This is a genomic window from Methylomonas albis (genome assembly GCF_014850955.1).
Taxonomy (GTDB): Bacteria; Pseudomonadota; Gammaproteobacteria; order Methylococcales; family Methylomonadaceae; genus Methylomonas; species Methylomonas albis.
In genome coordinates this window covers 4,836,651-4,858,091 of sequence record NZ_JACXSS010000001.1, presented here as the reverse complement: position 1 = coordinate 4,858,091, position 21,441 = coordinate 4,836,651, and the positions used below count along the sequence as shown (strand labels likewise).

The following is a 21,441-nucleotide window of genomic DNA, read 5'->3' as shown; positions in this document are numbered from 1 at the left end:
GTAAAGAAAATGGCAAAAACGATATTAGTTGTCGATGACTCCGCTTCAGTTCGTCAAGTGGTCAGCATTGCTTTAAAAAGCGCTGGATACGATGTAATTGAAGGCGTGGATGGGAAAGATGCCTTGAGCAAATTGACCGGGCAAAAGGTTCACTTGGTTATTTCCGACGTCAATATGCCTAATATGGATGGCATCACCTTTGTTAAGGAACTCAAACAATTGGCGGCGTACAAATTCACTCCGGTGATTATGTTAACCACAGAGTCCCAGGAAGGTAAGAAACAGGAAGGGCAGGCGGCCGGTGCCAAGGCCTGGGTGGTAAAGCCATTCCAGCCCGCGCAAATGTTGGCGGCGGTTTCCAAGTTGATTCTCCCTTAAGTACACACTTTCGGCGGCTTAACGCTGGACGGTTCGTCCGAGGTTTCGGGCTTATCAATCTTATGATCAAGGGTTCCACAATGCAAACGCTAACTATAGAAGACGAGTTAACTATCTTTACCGCATCGGATCAGAAGCCTAATTTGCTTAGTTTTTTAGGTTCCGGTGACGAGCTAGAAATTAATCTGTCCGGCGTCATGGAAATGGATACCGCCGGTTTGCAGTTATTGATTTTGGTGAAGCGAGAAGCAGCCCAAACCGGTAAGCGCTTGCGATTTGTCATGCATAGCAAGGTGGTGTTGGACATTCTGGAACTCGCTAATCTGACTGCTGCATTTGGCGATCAGGTGGTCATCTCGCATAACGGGGATTAACGGATATGAGTATCGATGCTGAAATGAAGGCGGCTCTGGTCACTTTTACAATAGAAAGTCTGGAGTTATTGCAGGATATGGAAGATGGCCTGCTAAGTCTTGAAGATGGCGAAGATCCCACGGAACGGATTAATTCCATATTTCGCGCCGCACACACGATAAAAGGCTCGTCCGGCTTATTTGGACTCGATCATATCGTTAAATTTACCCATGTAGTGGAAAGTGTTTTAGACCTGGTCCGTGAGGGTAAGGTGGCGGTAAGCTCCGAGTTGATCGCTGTGTTGCTGCCTTGCTGCGATCACATGGCTTTACTGATCCGCGCGGTAATCGATGGCGATGTCGATGAAAATCCGACGACCACAGCCGCCGGAGATGATCTGTTAGTCGAGTTAAGGCCTTTTCTGGAGTGCGATAGCGATAACAAAGTAGCGGCCTTTACACCGGCTCAGGAGCGTTTCGAAGCCTCGGGCGGCGGGGATGTGGAAACAGGCGACTGGCATTTGTCCTTGCGATTTGGTGCAGACAGCTTACGCAGTGGTATGGACCCTTTGTCCTTCATCCGCTACCTCTCTACGCTAGGCAATATCGTCAATCTGACGACCATCACCAACAGTATTCCGGCTGCCGAGGACATGGATCCGGAAACTAATTATTTGGGCTTTGAGATAGACGTTAAAAGCCATGCCGGCAAGGAAGCGTTGGAAAATGTATTCGAGTTTGTCCGTGGCGATAGCTTGATACACATCTTGCCTTTGGAAAGTGCCATTGGTGATTACATTGAATTGATTCGTTCCTTGCCGGAAGACGATATTTTCCTCGGTGAGCTACTGGTAAAAAGCGGTGTGTTGACCAAACGCGAGTTGGACGAAGGCTTAAGCAAGCAAAAAATAGATTCCGAAAACAGCCAGACAGCGCAACCGATAGGCGAAATATTGGTAGGGCAGCGTGTCGTCCAGCAGCCTTTGATCAATGCAGCGTTGGAAAAACAAAAGCAGATCAAAGACAACAAAGCCCGTGAAAATCAGAGTATTCGGGTAGATGCGGAGCGCCTGGACAAGTTGATCGATCTGATTGGCGAACTGGTGATCTCCAGTGCCGGTGTGAACTTGCGTGCGCTGCAAGTCGCCGAAACAGTGCTCTTGGAAGCGACGAGCGAAATGATGCGCCTAGTCGAAGAGGTTCGCGATAGCGCATTGCAATTACGCATGGTGCCCATAGGCTCGACATTCAGCCGTTTCCAGCGCGTGGTTCGGGACGTCAGCAAGGATCTGGGCAAAGAGATCAATTTGGTTATAACCGGCGGTGATACCGAAGTAGATAAATCCGTTGTCGAAAAAATTGGCGATCCGCTGATGCATTTGGTGCGTAACGCCATGGACCACGGCATCGAGTCGGCCGAAGTTCGCCAACAAAACGGCAAGCCCAGTCAAGGCAGCCTGCGCCTGAATGCCTATCATGAGTCGGGCACCATTGCCATTGAGGTTGGCGATGATGGCGGTGGCTTAAACCGCGAGCGCATTTTGGCAAAAGCTGTTGAGAAAGGCCTGGTCGCGGCTGATGCCAAACTGACCGATCAGGAAGTCTACGCGCTTATCTTCGAGCCGGGCTTTTCCACGGCCGCGCAAATCTCCAACTTGTCCGGTCGCGGTGTGGGCATGGATGTGGTGAAGCGCAATGTCACTGATTTGCGCGGCAGCATCGAAGTTGAAAGCAGCATGGGCGTTGGCACCACCATACGGGTTCGTTTGCCGCTCACCCTAGCGATTATCGATGGCTTTTTGGTTGGCGTCGGTAAGGCATCGTTCGTTGTGCCGCTGGATCGGGTGGTGGAATGCCTGGAATTAACCAACGACACAGAAACTCACGATTACATGGATTTACGCGGTGAAGTATTGCCGTTTATCCGTCTCCGCAGTCTGTTCGGCATAGTTGAGCAACCGCCGCGCCGCTCCAACGTCATAGTCGTTGAGGTGGCCGGTAGCAAAACCGGGTTGGTCGTGGATCGTCTACTCGGTGAATTCCAAACCGTCATCAAGCCATTGGGCAAACTGTTTGCCCATGTTCAGGGCTTGGGCGGTTCCACCATATTGGGCAGCGGCGAAGTGGCGTTAATCCTGGATGTGCCGGTGTTGGTCAGTTCTTTTGAACAAAAACTCCAGCGCAATACACAGCTATATCCAGCGTGAATAAATCCCAGTAAGTCTTATGGATTAGAGTAATGAGAAATAATCAGCCTGTTACAAATACCGAACTGCATTTTTCTGAAGAAGATGTTCTTGCCTCCACCACAGATCTGGATGGACATATAACCAGTGTTAGTCCGGCTTTTGTAAAACTGAGCGGCTTTAGCGAGGAGGAGTTGCTTGGGCAAGCTCACAGCATAGTGCGCCATCCCGACATGCCCGCGGAAGCCTTTGAATGGATGTGGCAGACGATTATGTCCGGATGTAGTTGGCGCGGTTTAGTCAAAAACAGATCCAAAAACGGCGATTACTACTGGGTGGATGCCAATGTGTCTCCGATTTATACCGACGGACGGATTGTCGGCTATCGCTCTATTCGTTTCAGACCTAGCCGAGAAGAGGTTAACGAGGCTGCGTCTTTATATACGCGTATCAAAGCCGGCGGCATAAAAAACCCCTTTCAAGACAGAAAAATCAACAAGTTGTTAACAGGTATAAAGCTGGGGCAAAAATTTATCGCTTTGATTTTTTTAGCCATATTGATGTTCGCGGTGCCTACCTATTTACTCATTAGCCGCAGCCTGGAAGAAAAGAGCGCCACGCTTAAAGAGAAACAAGGCGTGGACTATAGCTCGGAAACCATCAAATTAATGCAGCTGGTGCTGGAACACCGCAATTTAGGCGCTGCCGTATTGGGCGGTAACGGTAAAGAGGCTGGTAGCTGGGAGACAAAACGTAACGAAGTTGCTCAACAACTTCAGGTAATCGACAAAGTAGACAGCCATTTATCGGCGCTCGGGTTGACATCCGCGTGGAGTCAATTGCGCAAGCAATGGCAGGAGCTGATAAAAGATGTTAATCAACTGGGTGTCAGTGCCAATTATGACAAACATAACGAATTCGTTGAGCAGTTACACGCATTTAACCGCTCGATAACGGAAAAATCGGGTATTGCCTTGGATCCGGAAGCCGGTACTTACTACTTGGCCGTATTCGCCATTAACCAAGTGCCGGACTTAACCGAAAAACTTGAAATGATGCGGGCCATAGTCCTACCAATAACGGAAGGAAAAGCGGCAGCCGACCATGGCGCTTTACACGAACTGAACAGTGCCGCCGAGGAAAATTTGGCGATAATCGATGAAACCATCGCCAAAATTGACCTGCTTGACGACCTCACCCGCTCAGCACTGCTTAAAGCCAGTCAGGATGCCAAGCAAGCATTAGCGCTCACGGAAGAAAAAATTCTGAATTCCACCAGATCACAGTCAGACGCTAAGGACTATGTACAAACTTTAAGCACCAGCATCAACCAGTATTATGCGAAATCCGCCGGACTGGGCCAGCTACTAAATAGTGGTTTCGATGCCCGTTTGGAGAGGATAAATTCGATCATTTTTACTACCCTAACAGTGTTGTTACTCTCGCTGAGCAGTTTCTTGGCACTTAGTTGGTACATCGTGATGGGTGTGCTTAGGCCGGTAAAATCCATGACGCAGGCTTTGACGATGTTCGGCCAAGGCCAAATGCCGCGACAAGACACCAACAATTACGGTTTGGAATTCAATCAGCTCAATGAGGGCATAAAGGCGGCGGTGTTTTCAGTGCAGGCGCTTATTGCCGATGCCAGGGTGCTGTCGCAAGCTGCAGTTGAAGGCAAACTGTCCACTAGGGCTGACGCCACCAAACACCAAGGCGATTTCGGCAGAATCGTCGAAGGCGTCAACAACACCCTGGATGCCGTGATCGTCCCGCTCAACGTCGCCGCCAACTACGTCGACAACATCTCCCGCGGCAACATCCCCGCCAAGATCACCGACACCTACAACGGCGACTTCAACGTCATCAAAAACAACCTCAACACCTGCATCGATGCCGTCAACGCCCTGGTGGCCGACGCCAACCTACTGGCCAAAGCCGCCGTGGACGGCCGCCTGTCCACCCGTGCCGACGCCAGCAAACACCAAGGCGACTTCGGCAAAATCGTCGAAGGCGTCAATAACACCCTGGACTCCGTGATCGGCCCCTTGAACGTGGCAGCGGACTACGTGGACAACATCTCCAAAGGTAACATCCCGGCGAAAATCACCGACACCTACAACGGTGACTTCAACACCATCAAAAACAACCTGAACAACTGCATCGACGCCATCAGCAACATGGTGACCGAAGCCGCTGCACTGGAAAAAGCCGCGATCGAAGGCCGCCTGGCCACCCGCGCCGACGCCAGCCAATACCAAGGCGACTACCGGAAAATCGTCGAAGGCGTCAACAACACCCTGGATGCCGTGATCGGTCCGCTCAACGTGGCTGCAAATTATGTCGACAACATCTCCCGCGGCAACATTCCCGCCAAGATCACCGACACCTACAACGGCGACTTCAACGTCATCAAAAACAACCTCAACACCTGCATCGATGCCGTCAATGCTTTGGTGGCCGACGCCAACCTACTGGCCAAAGCCGCCGTGGACGGCCGCTTGTCCACCCGTGCCGACGCCAGCAAACACCAAGGCGACTTCGGCAAAATCGTCGAAGGCGTCAATAACACCCTGGACTCCGTGATCGGCCCCTTGAACGTGGCAGCGGACTACGTGGACAACATCTCCAAAGGTAACATCCCGGCGAAAATCACCGACACCTACAACGGTGACTTCAACACCATCAAAAACAACCTGAACAACTGCATCGACGCCATCAGCAACATGGTGACCGAAGCCGCTGCACTGGAAAAAGCCGCGATCGAAGGCCGCCTGGCCACCCGCGCCGACGCCAGCCAATACCAAGGCGACTACCGGAAAATCGTCGAAGGCGTCAACAACACCCTGGATGCCGTGATCGTCCCGCTCAACGTCGCCGCCAACTACGTCGACAACATCTCCCGCGGCAACATTCCCGCCAAGATCACCGACACCTACAACGGCGACTTCAACGTCATCAAAAACAACCTCAACACCTGCATCGATGCCGTCAACGCCCTGGTGGCCGACGCCAACCTACTGGCCAAAGCCGCCGTGGACGGCCGCTTGTCCACCCGTGCCGACGCCAGCAAACACCAAGGCGACTTCGGCAAAATCGTCGAAGGCGTCAATAACACCCTGGACTCCGTGATCGGCCCCTTGAACGTGGCAGCGGACTACGTGGACAACATCTCCAAAGGTAACATCCCGGCGAAAATCACCGACACCTACAACGGTGACTTCAACACCATCAAAAACAACCTGAACAACTGCATCGACGCCATCAGCAACATGGTGACCGAAGCCGCTGCACTGGAAAAAGCCGCGATCGAAGGCCGCCTGGCCACCCGCGCCGACGCCAGCCAATACCAAGGCGACTACCGGAAAATCGTCGAAGGCGTCAACAACACCCTGGATGCCGTGATCGGTCCGCTCAACGTGGCTGCAAATTATGTCGACAACATCTCCCGCGGCAACATTCCCGCCAAGATCACCGACACCTACAACGGCGACTTCAACGTCATCAAAAACAACCTCAACACCTGCATCGATGCCGTCAACGCCCTGGTGGCCGACGCCAACCTACTGGCCAAAGCCGCCGTGGACGGCCGCTTGTCCACCCGTGCCGACGCCAGCAAACACCAAGGCGACTTCGGCAAAATCGTCGAAGGCGTCAATAACACCCTGGACTCCGTGATCGGCCCCTTGAACGTGGCAGCGGACTACGTGGACAACATCTCCAAAGGTAACATCCCGGCGAAAATCACCGACACCTACAACGGTGACTTCAACACCATCAAAAACAACCTGAACAACTGCATCGACGCCATCAGCAACATGGTGACCGAAGCCGCTGCACTGGAAAAAGCCGCGATCGAAGGCCGCCTGGCCACCCGCGCCGACGCCAGCCAATACCAAGGCGACTACCGGAAAATCGTCGAAGGCGTCAACAACACCCTGGATGCCGTGATCGGTCCGCTCAACGTGGCTGCAAATTATGTCGACAACATCTCCCGCGGCAACATTCCCGCCAAGATCACCGACACCTACAACGGCGACTTCAACGTCATCAAAAACAACCTCAACACCTGCATCGATGCCGTCAACGCCCTGGTGGCCGACGCCAACCTACTGGCCAAAGCCGCCGTGGACGGCCGCTTGTCCACCCGTGCCGACGCCAGCAAACACCAAGGCGACTTCGGCAAAATCGTCGAAGGCGTCAATAACACCCTGGACTCCGTGATCGGCCCCTTGAACGTGGCAGCGGACTACGTGGACAACATCTCCAAAGGTAACATCCCGGCGAAAATCACCGACACCTACAACGGTGACTTCAACACCATCAAAAACAACCTGAACAACTGCATCGACGCCATCAGCAACATGGTGACCGAAGCCGCTGCACTGGAAAAAGCCGCGATCGAAGGCCGCCTGGCCACCCGCGCCGACGCCAGCCAATACCAAGGCGACTACCGGAAAATCGTCGAAGGCGTCAACAACACCCTGGATGCCGTGATCGGTCCGCTCAACGTGGCTGCAAATTATGTCGACAACATCTCCCGCGGCAACATTCCCGCCAAGATCACCGACACCTACAACGGCGACTTCAACGTCATCAAAAACAACCTCAACACCTGCATCGATGCCGTCAATGCTTTGGTGGCCGACGCCAACCTGCTGGCATCTGCCGCCCAGGAAGGTCGCCTGCAAACCCGCGCGGATGCCGGCAAACACCAAGGCGACTTCCGTAAAATCGTCGAAGGCGTCAACGATACCCTGGATGGGGTGATTCTACCGCTCAACGAAGCGGTCGAAGTCCTGTCCCTGGTCGAACAAGGCGACTTGACCCGCACCGTAAGGGGCGACTACCGTGGTCAACTCGGCGACTTCAAAGATACCGTCAACAACACCATTGCCAACCTCTCCAAAACCATAAGCGACGTGATCGTCGCGGCCGACCAGCTGACCAATGCTTCCGAGCAAATCAGCTCCACCTCGCAGTCGCTATCGCAAGCGGCCAGCGAACAAGCCGCCAGCGTGGAAGAAACCAGCGCCAGTATCGAAGAAATGGCGGCCAGCATCAACCAAAACGCCGAGAACGCCAAAGTCACCGATGGCATGGCCGGCAAAGCCTCCAAAGAAGCCGTCGAAGGCGGCGGCGCGGTAAAACAAACCGTCGACGCGATGAAAGAAATCGCCAACAAAATCGGCATCATCGACGACATCGCCTACCAGACCAACATGTTGGCCTTAAACGCCGCCATTGAAGCGGCGCGAGCGGGCGACCACGGCAAAGGCTTTGCGGTGGTGGCGGCGGAAGTGCGCAAATTGGCGGAACGCAGCCAAGTGGCGGCGCAGGAAATTGGTGAATTGGCGGACAGCAGCGTGAAGACCGCCGAAAGCGCCGGCAAACTGCTGGACGAAATCGTACCGAGCATCGCCAAAACCTCCGACCTGGTCCAAGAAATCGCTGCCGCCTCGCAAGAGCAATCGGCCGGCGTCAGCCAAGTCAACAATGCGATGAACCAAATGAACCAAATCACCCAGCAAAACGCCTCGGCCAGCGAGCAGTTGGCGGCGACAGCGGAAGAGATGACCGGCCAATCCGAACAGCTGCAATCTCTGATGGCGTTTTTCAAAATCTCTAAAGGCGGACAGAGTTTCGCCGCAACCGGAAAATCACCGGCAGTAGCGGCCGAGGTTGAGTCCATCGATTTGGACGCGGCGCTGCAAGCCCATAGTGAATGGAAAATCAAGCTACGCCGGGGGATTAGTCAGCACGAGCAGATGGATTCGGCAACTATCGGTAGGGACAACTGTTGCAAATTGGGTAAGTGGTTGCACGGTCCCGGTCAAAAGCAATTTCAGCAATTAGCCAGCTTTAAAGATTGTCTGCAAAAGCACGCTGCATTTCACAAGGAGGCGGGCAGAGTCGCAGAAATTATCAATAGTGGCCAATATGAGACTGCCGAATCGATGTTGGATAGAGGCAGCGCATATGCCACCGCGTCCAGCGAGGTGGGATTGGCAATTACGGAATTAAAAAAACGAGCGCATTTGTAAGCGCAGACGGCACCGTCATAGGTGTCGTTTTAAAACGGTGCCGATTACAAAGGAGATCGGCGAAATCGCGGTGAGCAAGTGGCACCGTAAGGGATGCAGAAATTGAATAACGCGCGAGCGAAACTTTTTTAAATAATCAGAGGGTTTAACAATGACAGTCACACAACGCATGTTGTTATTAATCGGGTCGGCCGTATTGGGGTTGGCGGGTTTGGCCAGCTTCAATTACGTACAGATCGATAAGGTCTATACCGCAACCAATTTCAATACTATCAACACTTTGCCTAGCGTCTTGCTGTTGAACGACATCGTCGGTGAAATATCCGGGGTTCGTGCTCATGTCTGGCAACATCTGACCGAAACCGAAGATGCTGCTATGGTTCCTGTGGAGAAAGAAATAGACAGCAAACGTGCCAATATTGATAAGTTGCTGAAGGACTACGAAAAGTTTTTGGCGGACGACGAAGATAAAAGACTTTTGGCCGAAGATAAAAGCGCTTTGGCGGAGTATGACAAGTTAAGATTAAAAGTTCGCGACCTCTCCAGGCTAAATAAGAACGGTGAAGCGCGCGATTTCATGATGTCCAATCAAGCCGTGGTCGACAAACTGCTGACTGCTTTCAAAAATCACAGTGGCTACAATCAGCGTCTGGGTAAGCAATCTTCGGATGAGGCGGTGGCTATTCAATCCACAGCAACCACCATTTCCATCCTGATTTCACTACTGGCGGCTGCCATTGTTGGCGCCCTGGGTTTATTCATTGCCCGCAATCTAATGCGGCAGCTGGGTGGAGAGCCGAGCTTGGTAGCGGACTTGGCGTATAACATTTCGCAAGGTGATTTGGACAGCCAAATTCCGGTGCGAGCCGGCGATGAAACCAGTGTGATGGCTAACATGAAGCGGCTGAGCGATAACATTAAAGCCCTATTGGCCGAAATGGATCACATGGCTAATGAACATGAAAAAGGCGAGATAGACGTCGTTGTCGATCAGCACAAATTTCACGGCAGCTTTAAAGCCGTAGCCAAAGGCGTTAACGATATGGTTAATGGACACATTGCTGTTAAGAAGATTGCGATGGCGGTATTTAGAGCCTTTGGAGATGGTAACTTCGATGCGCCGATGGAAAAATTACCAGGTAAAAAAGTCTTTATCAACGAAACTATTGAATTGGTGCGCGGTAACTTGAAAGCGGTGGTCGCCGACGCCAATCTGCTGGCTATGGCTGCTGTGGAAGGTAAGTTAAGTACTCGCGCTGATGCGTCTAAACATCAAGGTGACTTTCGTAAATTGGTGGAAGGCGTCAATAACACCCTGGACTCCGTGATCGGCCCCTTGAACGTGGCAGCGGACTACGTGGACAACATCTCCAAAGGTAACATCCCGGCGAAAATCACCGACACCTACAACGGTGACTTCAACACCATCAAAAACAACCTGAACAACTGCATCGACGCCATCAGCAACATGGTGACCGAAGCCGCTGCACTGGAAAAAGCCGCGATCGAAGGCCGCCTGGCCACCCGCGCCGACGCCAGCCAATACCAAGGCGACTACCGGAAAATCGTCGAAGGCGTCAACAACACCCTGGATGCCGTGATCGTCCCGCTCAACGTCGCCGCCAACTACGTCGACAACATCTCCCGCGGCAACATTCCCGCCAAGATCACCGACACCTACAACGGCGACTTCAACGTCATCAAAAACAACCTCAACACCTGCATCGATGCCGTCAACGCCCTGGTGGCCGACGCCAACCTACTGGCCAAAGCCGCCGTGGACGGCCGCTTGTCCACCCGTGCCGACGCCAGCAAACACCAAGGCGACTTCGGCAAAATCGTCGAAGGCGTCAATAACACCCTGGACTCCGTGATCGGCCCCTTGAACGTGGCAGCGGACTACGTGGACAACATCTCCAAAGGTAACATCCCGGCGAAAATCACCGACACCTACAACGGTGACTTCAACACCATCAAAAACAACCTGAACAACTGCATCGACGCCATCAGCAACATGGTGACCGAAGCCGCTGCACTGGAAAAAGCCGCGATCGAAGGCCGCCTGGCCACCCGCGCCGACGCCAGCCAATACCAAGGCGACTACCGGAAAATCGTCGAAGGCGTCAACAACACCCTGGATGCCGTGATCGTCCCGCTCAACGTCGCCGCCAACTACGTCGACAACATCTCCCGCGGCAACATCCCCGCCAAGATCACCGACACCTACAACGGCGACTTCAACGTCATCAAAAACAACCTCAACACCTGCATCGATGCCGTCAACGCCCTGGTGGCCGACGCCAACCTACTGGCCAAAGCCGCCGTGGACGGCCGCCTGTCCACCCGTGCCGACGCCAGCAAACACCAAGGCGACTTCGGCAAAATCGTCGAAGGCGTCAATAACACCCTGGACTCCGTGATCGGCCCCTTGAACGTGGCAGCGGACTACGTGGACAACATCTCCAAAGGTAACATCCCGGCGAAAATCACCGACACCTACAACGGTGACTTCAACACCATCAAAAACAACCTGAACAACTGCATCGACGCCATCAGCAACATGGTGACCGAAGCCGCTGCACTGGAAAAAGCCGCGATCGAAGGCCGCCTGGCCACCCGCGCCGACGCCAGCCAATACCAAGGCGACTACCGGAAAATCGTCGAAGGCGTCAACAACACCCTGGATGCCGTGATCGTCCCGCTCAACGTCGCCGCCAACTACGTCGACAACATCTCCCGCGGCAACATTCCCGCCAAGATCACCGACACCTACAACGGCGACTTCAACGTCATCAAAAACAACCTCAACACCTGCATCGATGCCGTCAACGCCCTGGTGGCCGACGCCAACCTACTGGCCAAAGCCGCCGTGGACGGCCGCTTGTCCACCCGTGCCGACGCCAGCAAACACCAAGGCGACTTCGGCAAAATCGTCGAAGGCGTCAATAACACCCTGGACTCCGTGATCGGCCCCTTGAACGTGGCAGCGGACTACGTGGACAACATCTCCAAAGGTAACATCCCGGCGAAAATCACCGACACCTACAACGGTGACTTCAACACCATCAAAAACAACCTGAACAACTGCATCGACGCCATCAGCAACATGGTGACCGAAGCCGCTGCACTGGAAAAAGCCGCGATCGAAGGCCGCCTGGCCACCCGCGCCGACGCCAGCCAATACCAAGGCGACTACCGGAAAATCGTCGAAGGCGTCAACAACACCCTGGATGCCGTGATCGGTCCGCTCAACGTGGCTGCAAATTATGTCGACAACATCTCCCGCGGCAACATTCCCGCCAAGATCACCGACACCTACAACGGCGACTTCAACGTCATCAAAAACAACCTCAACACCTGCATCGATGCCGTCAACGCCCTGGTGGCCGACGCCAACCTACTGGCCAAAGCCGCCGTGGACGGCCGCTTGTCCACCCGTGCCGACGCCAGCAAACACCAAGGCGACTTCGGCAAAATCGTCGAAGGCGTCAATAACACCCTGGACTCCGTGATCGGCCCCTTGAACGTGGCAGCGGACTACGTGGACAACATCTCCAAAGGTAACATCCCGGCGAAAATCACCGACACCTACAACGGTGACTTCAACACCATCAAAAACAACCTGAACAACTGCATCGACGCCATCAGCAACATGGTGACCGAAGCCGCTGCACTGGAAAAAGCCGCGATCGAAGGCCGCCTGGCCACCCGCGCCGACGCCAGCCAATACCAAGGCGACTACCGGAAAATCGTCGAAGGCGTCAACAACACCCTGGATGCCGTGATCGGTCCGCTCAACGTGGCTGCAAATTATGTCGACAACATCTCCCGCGGCAACATTCCCGCCAAGATCACCGACACCTACAACGGCGACTTCAACGTCATCAAAAACAACCTCAACACCTGCATCGATGCCGTCAATGCTTTGGTGGCCGACGCCAACCTGCTGGCATCTGCCGCCCAGGAAGGTCGCCTGCAAACCCGCGCGGATGCCGGCAAACACCAAGGCGACTTCCGTAAAATCGTCGAAGGCGTCAACGATACCCTGGATGGGGTGATTCTACCGCTCAACGAAGCGGTCGAAGTCCTGTCCCTGGTCGAACAAGGCGACTTGACCCGCACCGTAAGGGGCGACTACCGTGGTCAACTCGGCGACTTCAAAGATACCGTCAACAACACCATTGCCAACCTCTCCAAAACCATAAGCGACGTGATCGTCGCGGCCGACCAGCTGACCAATGCTTCCGAGCAAATCAGCTCCACCTCGCAGTCGCTATCGCAAGCGGCCAGCGAACAAGCCGCCAGCGTGGAAGAAACCAGCGCCAGTATCGAAGAAATGGCGGCCAGCATCAACCAAAACGCCGAGAACGCCAAAGTCACCGATGGCATGGCCGGCAAAGCCTCCAAAGAAGCCGTCGAAGGCGGCGGCGCGGTAAAACAAACCGTCGACGCGATGAAAGAAATCGCCAACAAAATCGGCATCATCGACGACATCGCCTACCAGACCAACATGTTGGCCTTAAACGCCGCCATTGAAGCGGCGCGAGCGGGCGACCACGGCAAAGGCTTTGCGGTGGTGGCGGCGGAAGTGCGCAAATTGGCGGAACGCAGCCAAGTGGCGGCGCAGGAAATTGGTGAATTGGCGGACAGCAGCGTGAAGACCGCCGAAAGCGCCGGCAAACTGCTGGACGAAATCGTACCGAGCATCGCCAAAACCTCCGACCTGGTCCAAGAAATCGCTGCCGCCTCGCAAGAGCAATCGGCCGGCGTCAGCCAAGTCAACAATGCGATGAACCAAATGAACCAAATCACCCAGCAAAACGCCTCGGCCAGCGAGCAGTTGGCGGCGACAGCGGAAGAGATGACCGGCCAATCCGAACAGCTGCAATCTCTGATGGCGTTTTTCAAAATCGGTCAGGCTGCTCCGAGCGCCGGACGCGCCGTCAAAAAAGCGCCGAAGCGAATCGAGAAAGTCAAAGCGGTTAAGCCAAGTAGCGATGCGGACGAGCATGAGGCGGAGTTTGATTTAAGCCAATTTGAACGCTTCTAGGGGGCTGTCATGGGAGCAATAGCAACCACGTCGGCACAGTTGCCGGCCATAAGCCCTGACGCGTTAGCCAATGCCGGCCAGTACCTGACTTTTGTATTGGGTGGCGAGGTTTACGCATTGGGTATTTTAAACATTAAGGAGATTATCGATTACGGGCAACTTACAGAAGTGCCGATGATGCCGTCTTTTGTGCGCGGTGTGATCAACTTGCGCGGTAGCGTGGTGCCTGTCATCGATTTGTTGGCGCGTTTCGGGAGGGGGACAACGCAAATTGTCAAGCGTACCGGAATTGTTATTGTCGAGACCTCCGCCGGCGAAAACGAAGATGAGCTTAGCCAGGATATTGGCATTATCGTTGACGCCGTTAATGAGGTGGTGGAGATCAGCCGGCAGGATATCGAGCCGCCGCCCAGTTTCGGCGCCGGTATTAGGCCCGATTTTATTAATGGCATGGCGAAACGCGACAATCGTTTTGTAATTTTATTGAACGTAAACAAAGTTCTTTCCGTGGATGAAATGGCGGCATTGGGGCAAACCATCGCCGGGCCTGCTCATGAAGGAGCGATTGAGTAGGGTGCGTGACAATGACCGCTAACAACCGTGTGTATGGCTCTTCTCCGGTACTGCAGAAGCATGAGTTTTCCTGGATTAAGGATTATTTGTACAAGCATGCCGGTATTGTCCTGAATGACAGTAAGCATGCCATGGTCATGGGCCGCTTGGAAAAGCGGCTGCGGCATCATGGACTGAGCAACTACACCGAATATTTTCGGTTATTCGGTAAGCCCGGTTTCGAGAAAGAAACCACGATGGCGATCGATTTATTGACAACCAATGAAACGTATTTTTTTCGGGAGTCCAAGCATTTTGACTATTTGACCGAGCAGATTCTGCCTCAGCATTCGTCGGGCAAGCCTTTTCGGGTATGGAGCGCGGCAAGTTCCAGTGGTGAAGAGGCCTATACGCTGGCTATGTTATTGGCGAATCAAGCTAGGTTGGGGCAGTGGGAGATAGTGGGGACTGATATTTCCAGCCGTATTTTGGATAAGGCCCGCCGCGGTCTGTACCCGAATCATGCTGCCGAAAAAATCCCGACGATGTTGTTAAAGAAATATTGCTTGAAAGGGACTGGCGACTTCGATGGGTTTTTCTTGATTGATCCTGCGGTGCGTAAGCATGTGAAGTTTATTTACGCAAATTTGATCAGCAACTTACCGAATTTGGATATGTTCGATGTTATTTTTCTTAGAAATGTGATGATTTATTTCGATATGGAGACCAAGCAGCGCTTGTTGGAGCGGATTACCAAATATCTTCAACCTGGAGGTTATTTTTTTGTGAGTCATTCTGAGTCTTTGAGTGGTATGAAAACCGATTTGCAAATTGTTACACCGTCGATTTATCGCAAACCGATTAATACATGAGACTGGAAGTTATATGAAAAAGCCGGATTTTTTTATCGACATTTTTTTGCAGCCTGGGGAGCTGTATTTTGGCGATAGCGAAACGCGCATCAGGACTGTTTTGGGCTCATGTGTGGCGATTACCTTATGGCACCCTACGCGGCGGATTGGCGGTATGTGCCATTTTATGCTGCCGGGTAATAGGCGCATACAACGCCACAAAGGTTTGGATGGCCGTTATGCGGACGATGCGATGCTGATGTTTATGCAAGAGTTGCATAAAACCAAAACCAGGCCTGCTGATTACGAGGTGAAAGTGTTTGGTGGTGGGGACCAGTTTCCAGGGCACTCGAAACCTGCCAATCTCAGGGTTTCCGATAACAACGTGTTAGCGGGCAGAGCATTGCTGGCGGAACACGGGTTTCATATAAAAGCCGAGCATTTAGGCGGAACGGGCCACCGCAATGTTATTTTCGATTTGTGGAGCGGGCATGTGTATATGCGGCATATTTCTAAAGAATTAGAGGAGATTAGCGCATGAGCGACAAAAAAATAGGGGTATTGATCGTCGACGATTCCGCTGTGGTTCGCCAAGTGCTGACGCAACTGTTGAGCAAGTCCGCCGATATTAAGGTGTTAGGTTCCGTATCCGATCCGATATTTGCCATGGCGAAAATGAACCAGGATTGGCCGGATGTGGTTGTACTGGATGTGGAAATGCCCCGAATGGACGGCATTACGTTTTTGAAAAAGATTATGTCGGTACGGCCGACACCGGTGGTGATTTGTTCCACACTGACCGAAAAAGGCGCGGAAACCACCATGCAGGCGCTGTCTGCCGGTGCTACCGGTATCGTTACCAAGCCCAAGGCCGGCTTGAAAAGCTTTTTGGAGGATGATAGCGGCGACATTATTCATGCGATCAAGGCCGCCGCAATGACCGATATGCGGTGTATGAAGGCCATGACCATGGCGGTTCACGCTAAGCCTGGTCGGGTGCAAAATGAGCAAGCAACGACCGTAAGTGCCAATGCCAATGCCAATGCCAGTGCTTCCGCTTTGGCGGCTACCACGGACCGCTTGGTGGCAATCGGCACCTCTACCGGGGGGACGCAAGCTTTGGAAGTTGTGTTGACACAGTTATCTCGAATCAGTCCAGGCATTGTGATTGTGCAGCATATGCCGGAAAAATTTACCGGCGCGTTTGCCGCGCGTCTGAATAGCATTTGCGAAATTGAAGTCAAAGAAGCGGTAAGCGGAGATAGGGTTATTGCCGGTCGAGCGTTAATCGCGCCGGGTGGTAAGCATATGTCCGTAAAACGCAGTGGCGCTCAGTATGTGGTTGATGTCCAAGATGGGCCGTTAGTGAATAGGCATCGGCCGTCCGTCGATGTATTGTTTCGTTCGGTGGCCAAATGGGCTGGGAAAAACGCATTGGGTATCATCATGACCGGCATGGGTGATGACGGCGCGCGGGGGCTTAAAGATATGCATGCAGTCGGCGCGCGCACAGCCGGCCAGGATGAAAAAACCTGCGTGGTTTACGGTATGCCTAAAGAAGCCATGAAACTGGGCGCCGTGCAGCAGGAGTTACCGCTACAGGCGATTGCCGGCCTTATCGAACAATATGGAAAGTAAACGCCACAGCGCGCAAAACTTCTATATTTGGCGCCGACTCAGTCATAATTGCGCTTTTATTTTTCGGGGCGGCCAATATGCGTTATTTACACACCATGGTTCGGGTAAAGGATCTTGCCGCATCGCTGGATTTTTATTGCAATAAATTAGGGTTGGCTGAAGTTCGGCGGATGGAAAGTGATGCCGGGCGTTTTACTTTGGTATATCTGGCCGCCACTAGCGACCGGCAAAATGCCGAAGTGCTTGACGCGCCATTGCTGGAGCTTACCTACAATTGGGATACTGAGGATTATGGCGGAGGCCGTAATTTTGGCCATTTAGCCTTTGAAGTGGACGATATTTATGCGGTTTGCCGAGATTTGATGGCACGAGACGTGACGATTAATCGGCCGCCACGCGATGGCTGCATGGCATTTTTGCGTTCGCCCGACCAAATCTCCATCGAATTATTGCAAAAGGGTAGTGCGTTGCCACCGCAAGAGCCGTGGGCCTCCATGGCAAATGTCGGCGTGTGGTAAGGCCTGTCGAATTGTTGCCGCTGAGTCTTTATATCCATTTTCCCTGGTGTATCCAGAAGTGCCCGTATTGCGATTTTAATTCCCACGCCGTTAAGAATCCCATTCCGGAAGAGGCTTATGTCGATGCCTTGTTGATCGATTTGCAAGCTGATTTGGAATTGTTGGGTGCGCCGCGGAACATCAACAGCATATTTATGGGAGGTGGCACCCCCAGCTTGTTCTCGCCGGAGGCGTTGCATCGTTTGTTGGCCGGTGCCAGACAGTTAGTACCCTTGGCGGAACAGTGTGAAATTACCTTGGAAGCCAATCCCGGGACCTTTGAAAGTGCAAAATTTCAGGAGTTTCGGGATTTAGGCATCAATCGCCTGTCGATAGGTATTCAAAGCTTCCAGGACCGGCATTTGCGGACATTAGGCCGGGTGCATTCCGCCGCCGAAGCCAGGGCGGCGGTGGAAATAGCGGTTAAGGCCGGGTTCGATAATTTCAATCTTGATTTGATGTTCGGCTTACCGGATCAGAGTGAGGTTGAAGCCTTGAACGATGTGGAAATGGCTATTGATCTGGCCCCAACCCATATCTCCTTTTACCAGTTGACGCTGGAACCCAACACGTATTTTTATAAATTTCCGCCGAAACTGCCGGAAGACGATGTGATATTCAACGCGCAAAAGCGTTGCCAGCGCTTGTTGGCGGATCACGGCTATCAGCAGTACGAAGTTTCCGCGTATGCAAAGCCTGGCAAACAATCTTTGCACAATCGCAATTACTGGCAATTTGGCGATTATTTGGGGATAGGTGCCGGCGCGCACGGCAAGATCAGCCGAACCTTGCCGAACGAGATTGTTCGCACGGTTAAACCGAGAAGCCCCGAACACTATTTGTTTCAACCCGGTCGGTTGCAATGTGAAGCGATTGTTGTCGCACAATTGCCGTTAGAGTTCCTGATGAACCAATTGCGATTGAAGGCTGGATTTAGTTTGAACGACTATGAAGCGGCTACCGGATTGGCGGCGGATAGCTTGGAGCCGAATTTGTCGGTTTGTCTGGAGCAAGGTCTACTGTGTCGGCAGGGCTCGGTTTATAGCTGTACCGAAAAAGGCTGGGATTTTCTGGATGTGGTCCTAGAAAAATTCATCGATTAAATACGCACGGGTATAATTGCTCTCATTTTAGATTTGTAACACTCCACCATGCTTGATTACCAAAAACAGTTTATTCAGTACGCTTTGGATTGCGGCGTATTAAAGTTTGGCGAATTTCACTTAAAGTCCGGACGAGTCAGTCCTTATTTCTTTAATACCGGTTTGTTTAACAGCGGCGCTCAGCTGGATAAGCTGGGGCAGTTTTATGCGCAGGCGCTGATTAGTGCTGGCGTCGAGATAGACGTTTTGTACGGTCCGGCTTACAAAGGCATTCCCTTGGTCAGTACTACCTCGATTGCGTATTCCCGCTTGCAGCGCGATATTCCGTTTGCATTTAACCGCAAGGAAGCCAAGGATCACGGCGAGGGTGGCGTGTTGGTCGGTGCACCCTTGCAAGGCAAGGTCTGGATTCTGGATGATGTGATTACCGCCGGCACTTCGGTGCGCGAATCGGTGGAGATTATCAACGCGGCCAGAGCAACGGTGGCGGGGGTGCTTATAGCGCTGGATCGTCAGGAAAAAGGTCAGAACGAATTGTCGGCCGTGCAGGAAGTGTCGGTACAATTCGGCATTCCGGTGATTGCGATAATCTGTTTGGCGGATATCATTGAGTTTATTGCCCAAGAAGACGGTTCGACGGATAAGTTGGCTATTATCCAAGCCTATCGACAGCAGTACGGAATTTGAGTAGTCATGCGTGCCTTAGGCTTTTGCTTATGGATTATTGGTCTACACTTAGCCGTTACAATTTGCCCCTTATATTGAGTACAGTCGGAACAAAGGCGAGCCATGAGAAATCTGGAATTTAAAGAACAGTTGCACGAATACACGCATTGGCGCGAACAACTGATTCAGGGTATCGAATTGTATCGGGAGTGGCGTAATCGCTATCGCTTCAGTGACCCGCAAAGTACCGATACCTTGCTGAATATATTGCAAGGCTTGCATAATGATCGCGTTACCTTGGCGTTTGTGGCGGAGTTTTCCAGAGGTAAAACCGAGTTAATCAACGCGCTGTTTTTTGCGGAAACCGGCGTGCGTTTGTTGCCGTCGTCGCCGGGCCGCACTACGATGTCGCCTACTGAGCTATTCTGGGATGAAAAGGGCGGCAGTTATATTCGATTGCTCAATATCGAGAGTCGTTTGGAAGATATTTCCTTGATGGATTACAAGCGTAATCCTGACCGGTGGACGCAAATCGATCTGAATTGTGATTCGCCTACCCAGATGCAGGAAGCATTCAGAGAATTGATTTCGACTAAGCGGGTTTCTCGGGAAATGGCCGATAAGCTGGGTTTGTGGAACGAACGCGAAGCCGCCGAGCAAGGCATTATCAACCCGGAATCCGTGGAAGTGCCGTGTTGGCGGCATGCGATGATCAGTTTTCCACATCCCTTATTGAAAGAAGGTTTGTGCATTCTGGATACGCCGGGCTTGAATGCCCTGGGTACTGAGCCTGAGCTAACTTTAAGTATGTTGCCTAGTGCGCAAGCCATTATTTTCGTTTTGGCCGCCGATACCGGCGTGACTAAAAGCGACTTGGAAATGTGGAAAAGCCACGTCTGTAGTTCCAGGGGTAATCGTCGCCAAGGCTTGGCCGTGGTAATGAATAAAATCGACTCGATGTGGGACGACTTGGCTGGCGAAACGGGTTACGAAGCCTCGATCCAAAAACAAATCGAAACCTCGGCGATGATTCTGAATCTGGAGAAGGAAGTTATTTTTCCGGTTTCCGCGAAACAGGCTTTATTGGCTAAGGTGAAGGGCGACGATGCCTTGCTGCAAAAAAGTCGTCTCAATCTGCTGGAAAGCTATTTGTCAGATGATATTCTCGACCAACGTCGGGACATTCTGAAAGGGGTGGTCGATAAGGAAATTGGCTTTCTGGTTAGCGAATCCGTCAAGCTGATGGATTCTAAGATTGTTAACGCTCAAAAGCAGCTCGACGAATTCAAGCAGGTCGATTTCGAGAATCAGGAATTGACCGGTAAATTGATGGCGGAAACCCGCGACCGTCAAAACGCTTATATGGCCAATATCGAGAACTTTCAGGCCAGCCGCAAAGTGTTCGCAGTACAAGCCAAAATGTTAATCGACTCTTTTGCCAAAGAAAAAATCGATGACATCATCAGACGTACCAAGGACGATATGAGCAAAAGCCTGACCACTTACGGTATGAAACAGAATATGCGTAGGTTGTTCGACGAGTTGCGCGATCTGTTGCAGGACTCGGTGGATATGACCGAAGAAACTCGGCGCTTGATTAAAGCCATTCACAAAAAATTTCAGGACGAATACGGCTTTAAGGAAATCGAGCCACAGTTGTTTTCGATAAAACAGCACCAGTTTGAGCTGGAGCAGATTTTTGACGAAGGCGAAGCGTTTCGCAATAGCGCCAAAACCACGATGACCGAGCAAAGTATAGTGGTTAACAAGCTATACGGTACGTTGATAGCGAAGGCCAGAAATATATTGCAACTCGCCCAGCGCGATGCGGTTACTTGGAGCAATAGCGTTCTGTCACCGCTGATGCACCAAATCAAGGACCACAAAAAGCAAATCGAAAGCCGTTTGATTATGCTCAGAAAAATCAACGAATCCAAAGGCAATGTCAACGAGAGTATTGCGCAGTTAGAGGGTGAATTGGGGCCGCTACAAGTTCAGTATCAAGAGTTACTCGAGATTCTTAAATCCGTGCATTTGGAAGCTAAAGCCGATTAGCTCTGTTCAAT

Annotated in this window: 13 protein-coding genes; all 13 read left to right on the top strand. The window is 52.3% G+C overall.

Going from position 1 to position 21,441, the window contains the following annotated elements; all coding sequences use genetic code 11:
- The first annotated feature begins 9 nt into the window (after positions 1-9).
- The 13 genes from EBA_RS21885 to EBA_RS21825 all read left to right on the top strand — a co-directional run bounded on the left by EBA_RS21885 (position 10) and on the right by EBA_RS21825 (position 21,430).
- Positions 10-378, top strand: coding sequence for a response regulator (locus EBA_RS21885; RefSeq protein WP_192376692.1), 369 nt, complete (start codon positions 10-12; stop codon positions 376-378).
- Between the two features lie 80 nt (positions 379-458).
- Positions 459-752 (top strand): STAS domain-containing protein, encoded by a 294-nt coding sequence (locus EBA_RS21880; protein WP_192376691.1) that lies wholly within the window; start codon positions 459-461, stop codon positions 750-752.
- Between the two features lie 5 nt (positions 753-757).
- Positions 758-2,938: a chemotaxis protein CheA gene (locus EBA_RS21875; RefSeq protein ID WP_192376689.1), complete on the top strand. Its 2,181-nt coding sequence runs from the start codon at positions 758-760 to the stop codon at positions 2,936-2,938.
- 32 nt (positions 2,939-2,970) lie between these two features.
- Entirely contained in the window at positions 2,971-8,958 is a 5,988-nt protein-coding gene (locus EBA_RS21870) for a methyl-accepting chemotaxis protein (protein WP_192376687.1), read from the top strand.
- A gap of 151 nt (positions 8,959-9,109) precedes the next feature.
- Positions 9,110-14,008, top strand: coding sequence for a methyl-accepting chemotaxis protein (locus EBA_RS21865; protein ID WP_223146723.1), 4,899 nt, complete (start codon positions 9,110-9,112; stop codon positions 14,006-14,008).
- Positions 14,009-14,017: 9 nt separating this feature from the next.
- Positions 14,018-14,581 (top strand): chemotaxis protein CheW, encoded by a 564-nt coding sequence (locus EBA_RS21860; RefSeq protein WP_192376685.1) that lies wholly within the window; start codon positions 14,018-14,020, stop codon positions 14,579-14,581.
- Positions 14,582-14,592: 11 nt separating this feature from the next.
- Positions 14,593-15,432 carry a CheR family methyltransferase gene (locus EBA_RS21855; protein WP_192376684.1) on the top strand — a complete coding sequence of 280 codons (840 nt, stop codon included), beginning with the start codon at positions 14,593-14,595 and terminating at the stop codon, positions 15,430-15,432.
- A gap of 13 nt (positions 15,433-15,445) precedes the next feature.
- A complete protein-coding gene (locus tag EBA_RS21850) occupies positions 15,446-15,952 on the top strand; it encodes a chemotaxis protein CheD (protein WP_192376683.1) in 507 nt (168 codons plus the stop codon).
- Positions 15,949-17,049, top strand: coding sequence for a protein-glutamate methylesterase/protein-glutamine glutaminase (locus tag EBA_RS21845; RefSeq protein WP_192376682.1), 1,101 nt, complete (start codon positions 15,949-15,951; stop codon positions 17,047-17,049). The genes EBA_RS21850 and EBA_RS21845 overlap by 4 nt, the downstream gene beginning before the upstream one ends.
- A 77-nt stretch (positions 17,050-17,126) precedes the next feature.
- On the top strand, positions 17,127-17,567 hold the full coding sequence (locus EBA_RS21840; protein ID WP_192376681.1) for a VOC family protein: 441 nt from the start codon (positions 17,127-17,129) through the stop codon (positions 17,565-17,567).
- Entirely contained in the window at positions 17,561-18,709 is a 1,149-nt protein-coding gene (gene hemW, locus EBA_RS21835) for a radical SAM family heme chaperone HemW (RefSeq protein WP_192376680.1), read from the top strand. Before EBA_RS21840 ends, hemW begins: the two co-directional genes overlap by 7 nt.
- 48 nt (positions 18,710-18,757) lie before the next feature.
- A complete protein-coding gene (pyrE, locus tag EBA_RS21830; protein WP_192376679.1) occupies positions 18,758-19,396 on the top strand; it encodes an orotate phosphoribosyltransferase in 639 nt (212 codons plus the stop codon).
- Positions 19,397-19,498: 102 nt separating this feature from the next.
- Complete coding sequence (locus tag EBA_RS21825; RefSeq protein WP_192376678.1) at positions 19,499-21,430, top strand: dynamin family protein; 1,932 nt, start codon at positions 19,499-19,501, stop codon at positions 21,428-21,430.
- Positions 21,431-21,441: the final 11 nt, after the last annotated feature.

Coding starts and splice junctions, on each gene's coding strand:
- EBA_RS21855 (WP_192376684.1), top strand. CDS start 14,593: ATGACCGCTAACAACCGTGTGTATGGCTCTTCTCCGGTACTGCAGAAG.
- EBA_RS21885 (WP_192376692.1), top strand. CDS start 10: ATGGCAAAAACGATATTAGTTGTCGATGACTCCGCTTCAGTTCGTCAA.
- EBA_RS21825 (WP_192376678.1), top strand. CDS start 19,499: ATGAGAAATCTGGAATTTAAAGAACAGTTGCACGAATACACGCATTGG.
- EBA_RS21840 (WP_192376681.1), top strand. CDS start 17,127: ATGCGTTATTTACACACCATGGTTCGGGTAAAGGATCTTGCCGCATCG.
- EBA_RS21865 (WP_223146723.1), top strand. CDS start 9,110: ATGACAGTCACACAACGCATGTTGTTATTAATCGGGTCGGCCGTATTG.
- pyrE (WP_192376679.1), top strand. CDS start 18,758: ATGCTTGATTACCAAAAACAGTTTATTCAGTACGCTTTGGATTGCGGC.
- EBA_RS21845 (WP_192376682.1), top strand. CDS start 15,949: ATGAGCGACAAAAAAATAGGGGTATTGATCGTCGACGATTCCGCTGTG.
- EBA_RS21860 (WP_192376685.1), top strand. CDS start 14,018: ATGGGAGCAATAGCAACCACGTCGGCACAGTTGCCGGCCATAAGCCCT.
- EBA_RS21850 (WP_192376683.1), top strand. CDS start 15,446: ATGAAAAAGCCGGATTTTTTTATCGACATTTTTTTGCAGCCTGGGGAG.
- EBA_RS21880 (WP_192376691.1), top strand. CDS start 459: ATGCAAACGCTAACTATAGAAGACGAGTTAACTATCTTTACCGCATCG.
- EBA_RS21875 (WP_192376689.1), top strand. CDS start 758: ATGAGTATCGATGCTGAAATGAAGGCGGCTCTGGTCACTTTTACAATA.
- EBA_RS21870 (WP_192376687.1), top strand. CDS start 2,971: ATGAGAAATAATCAGCCTGTTACAAATACCGAACTGCATTTTTCTGAA.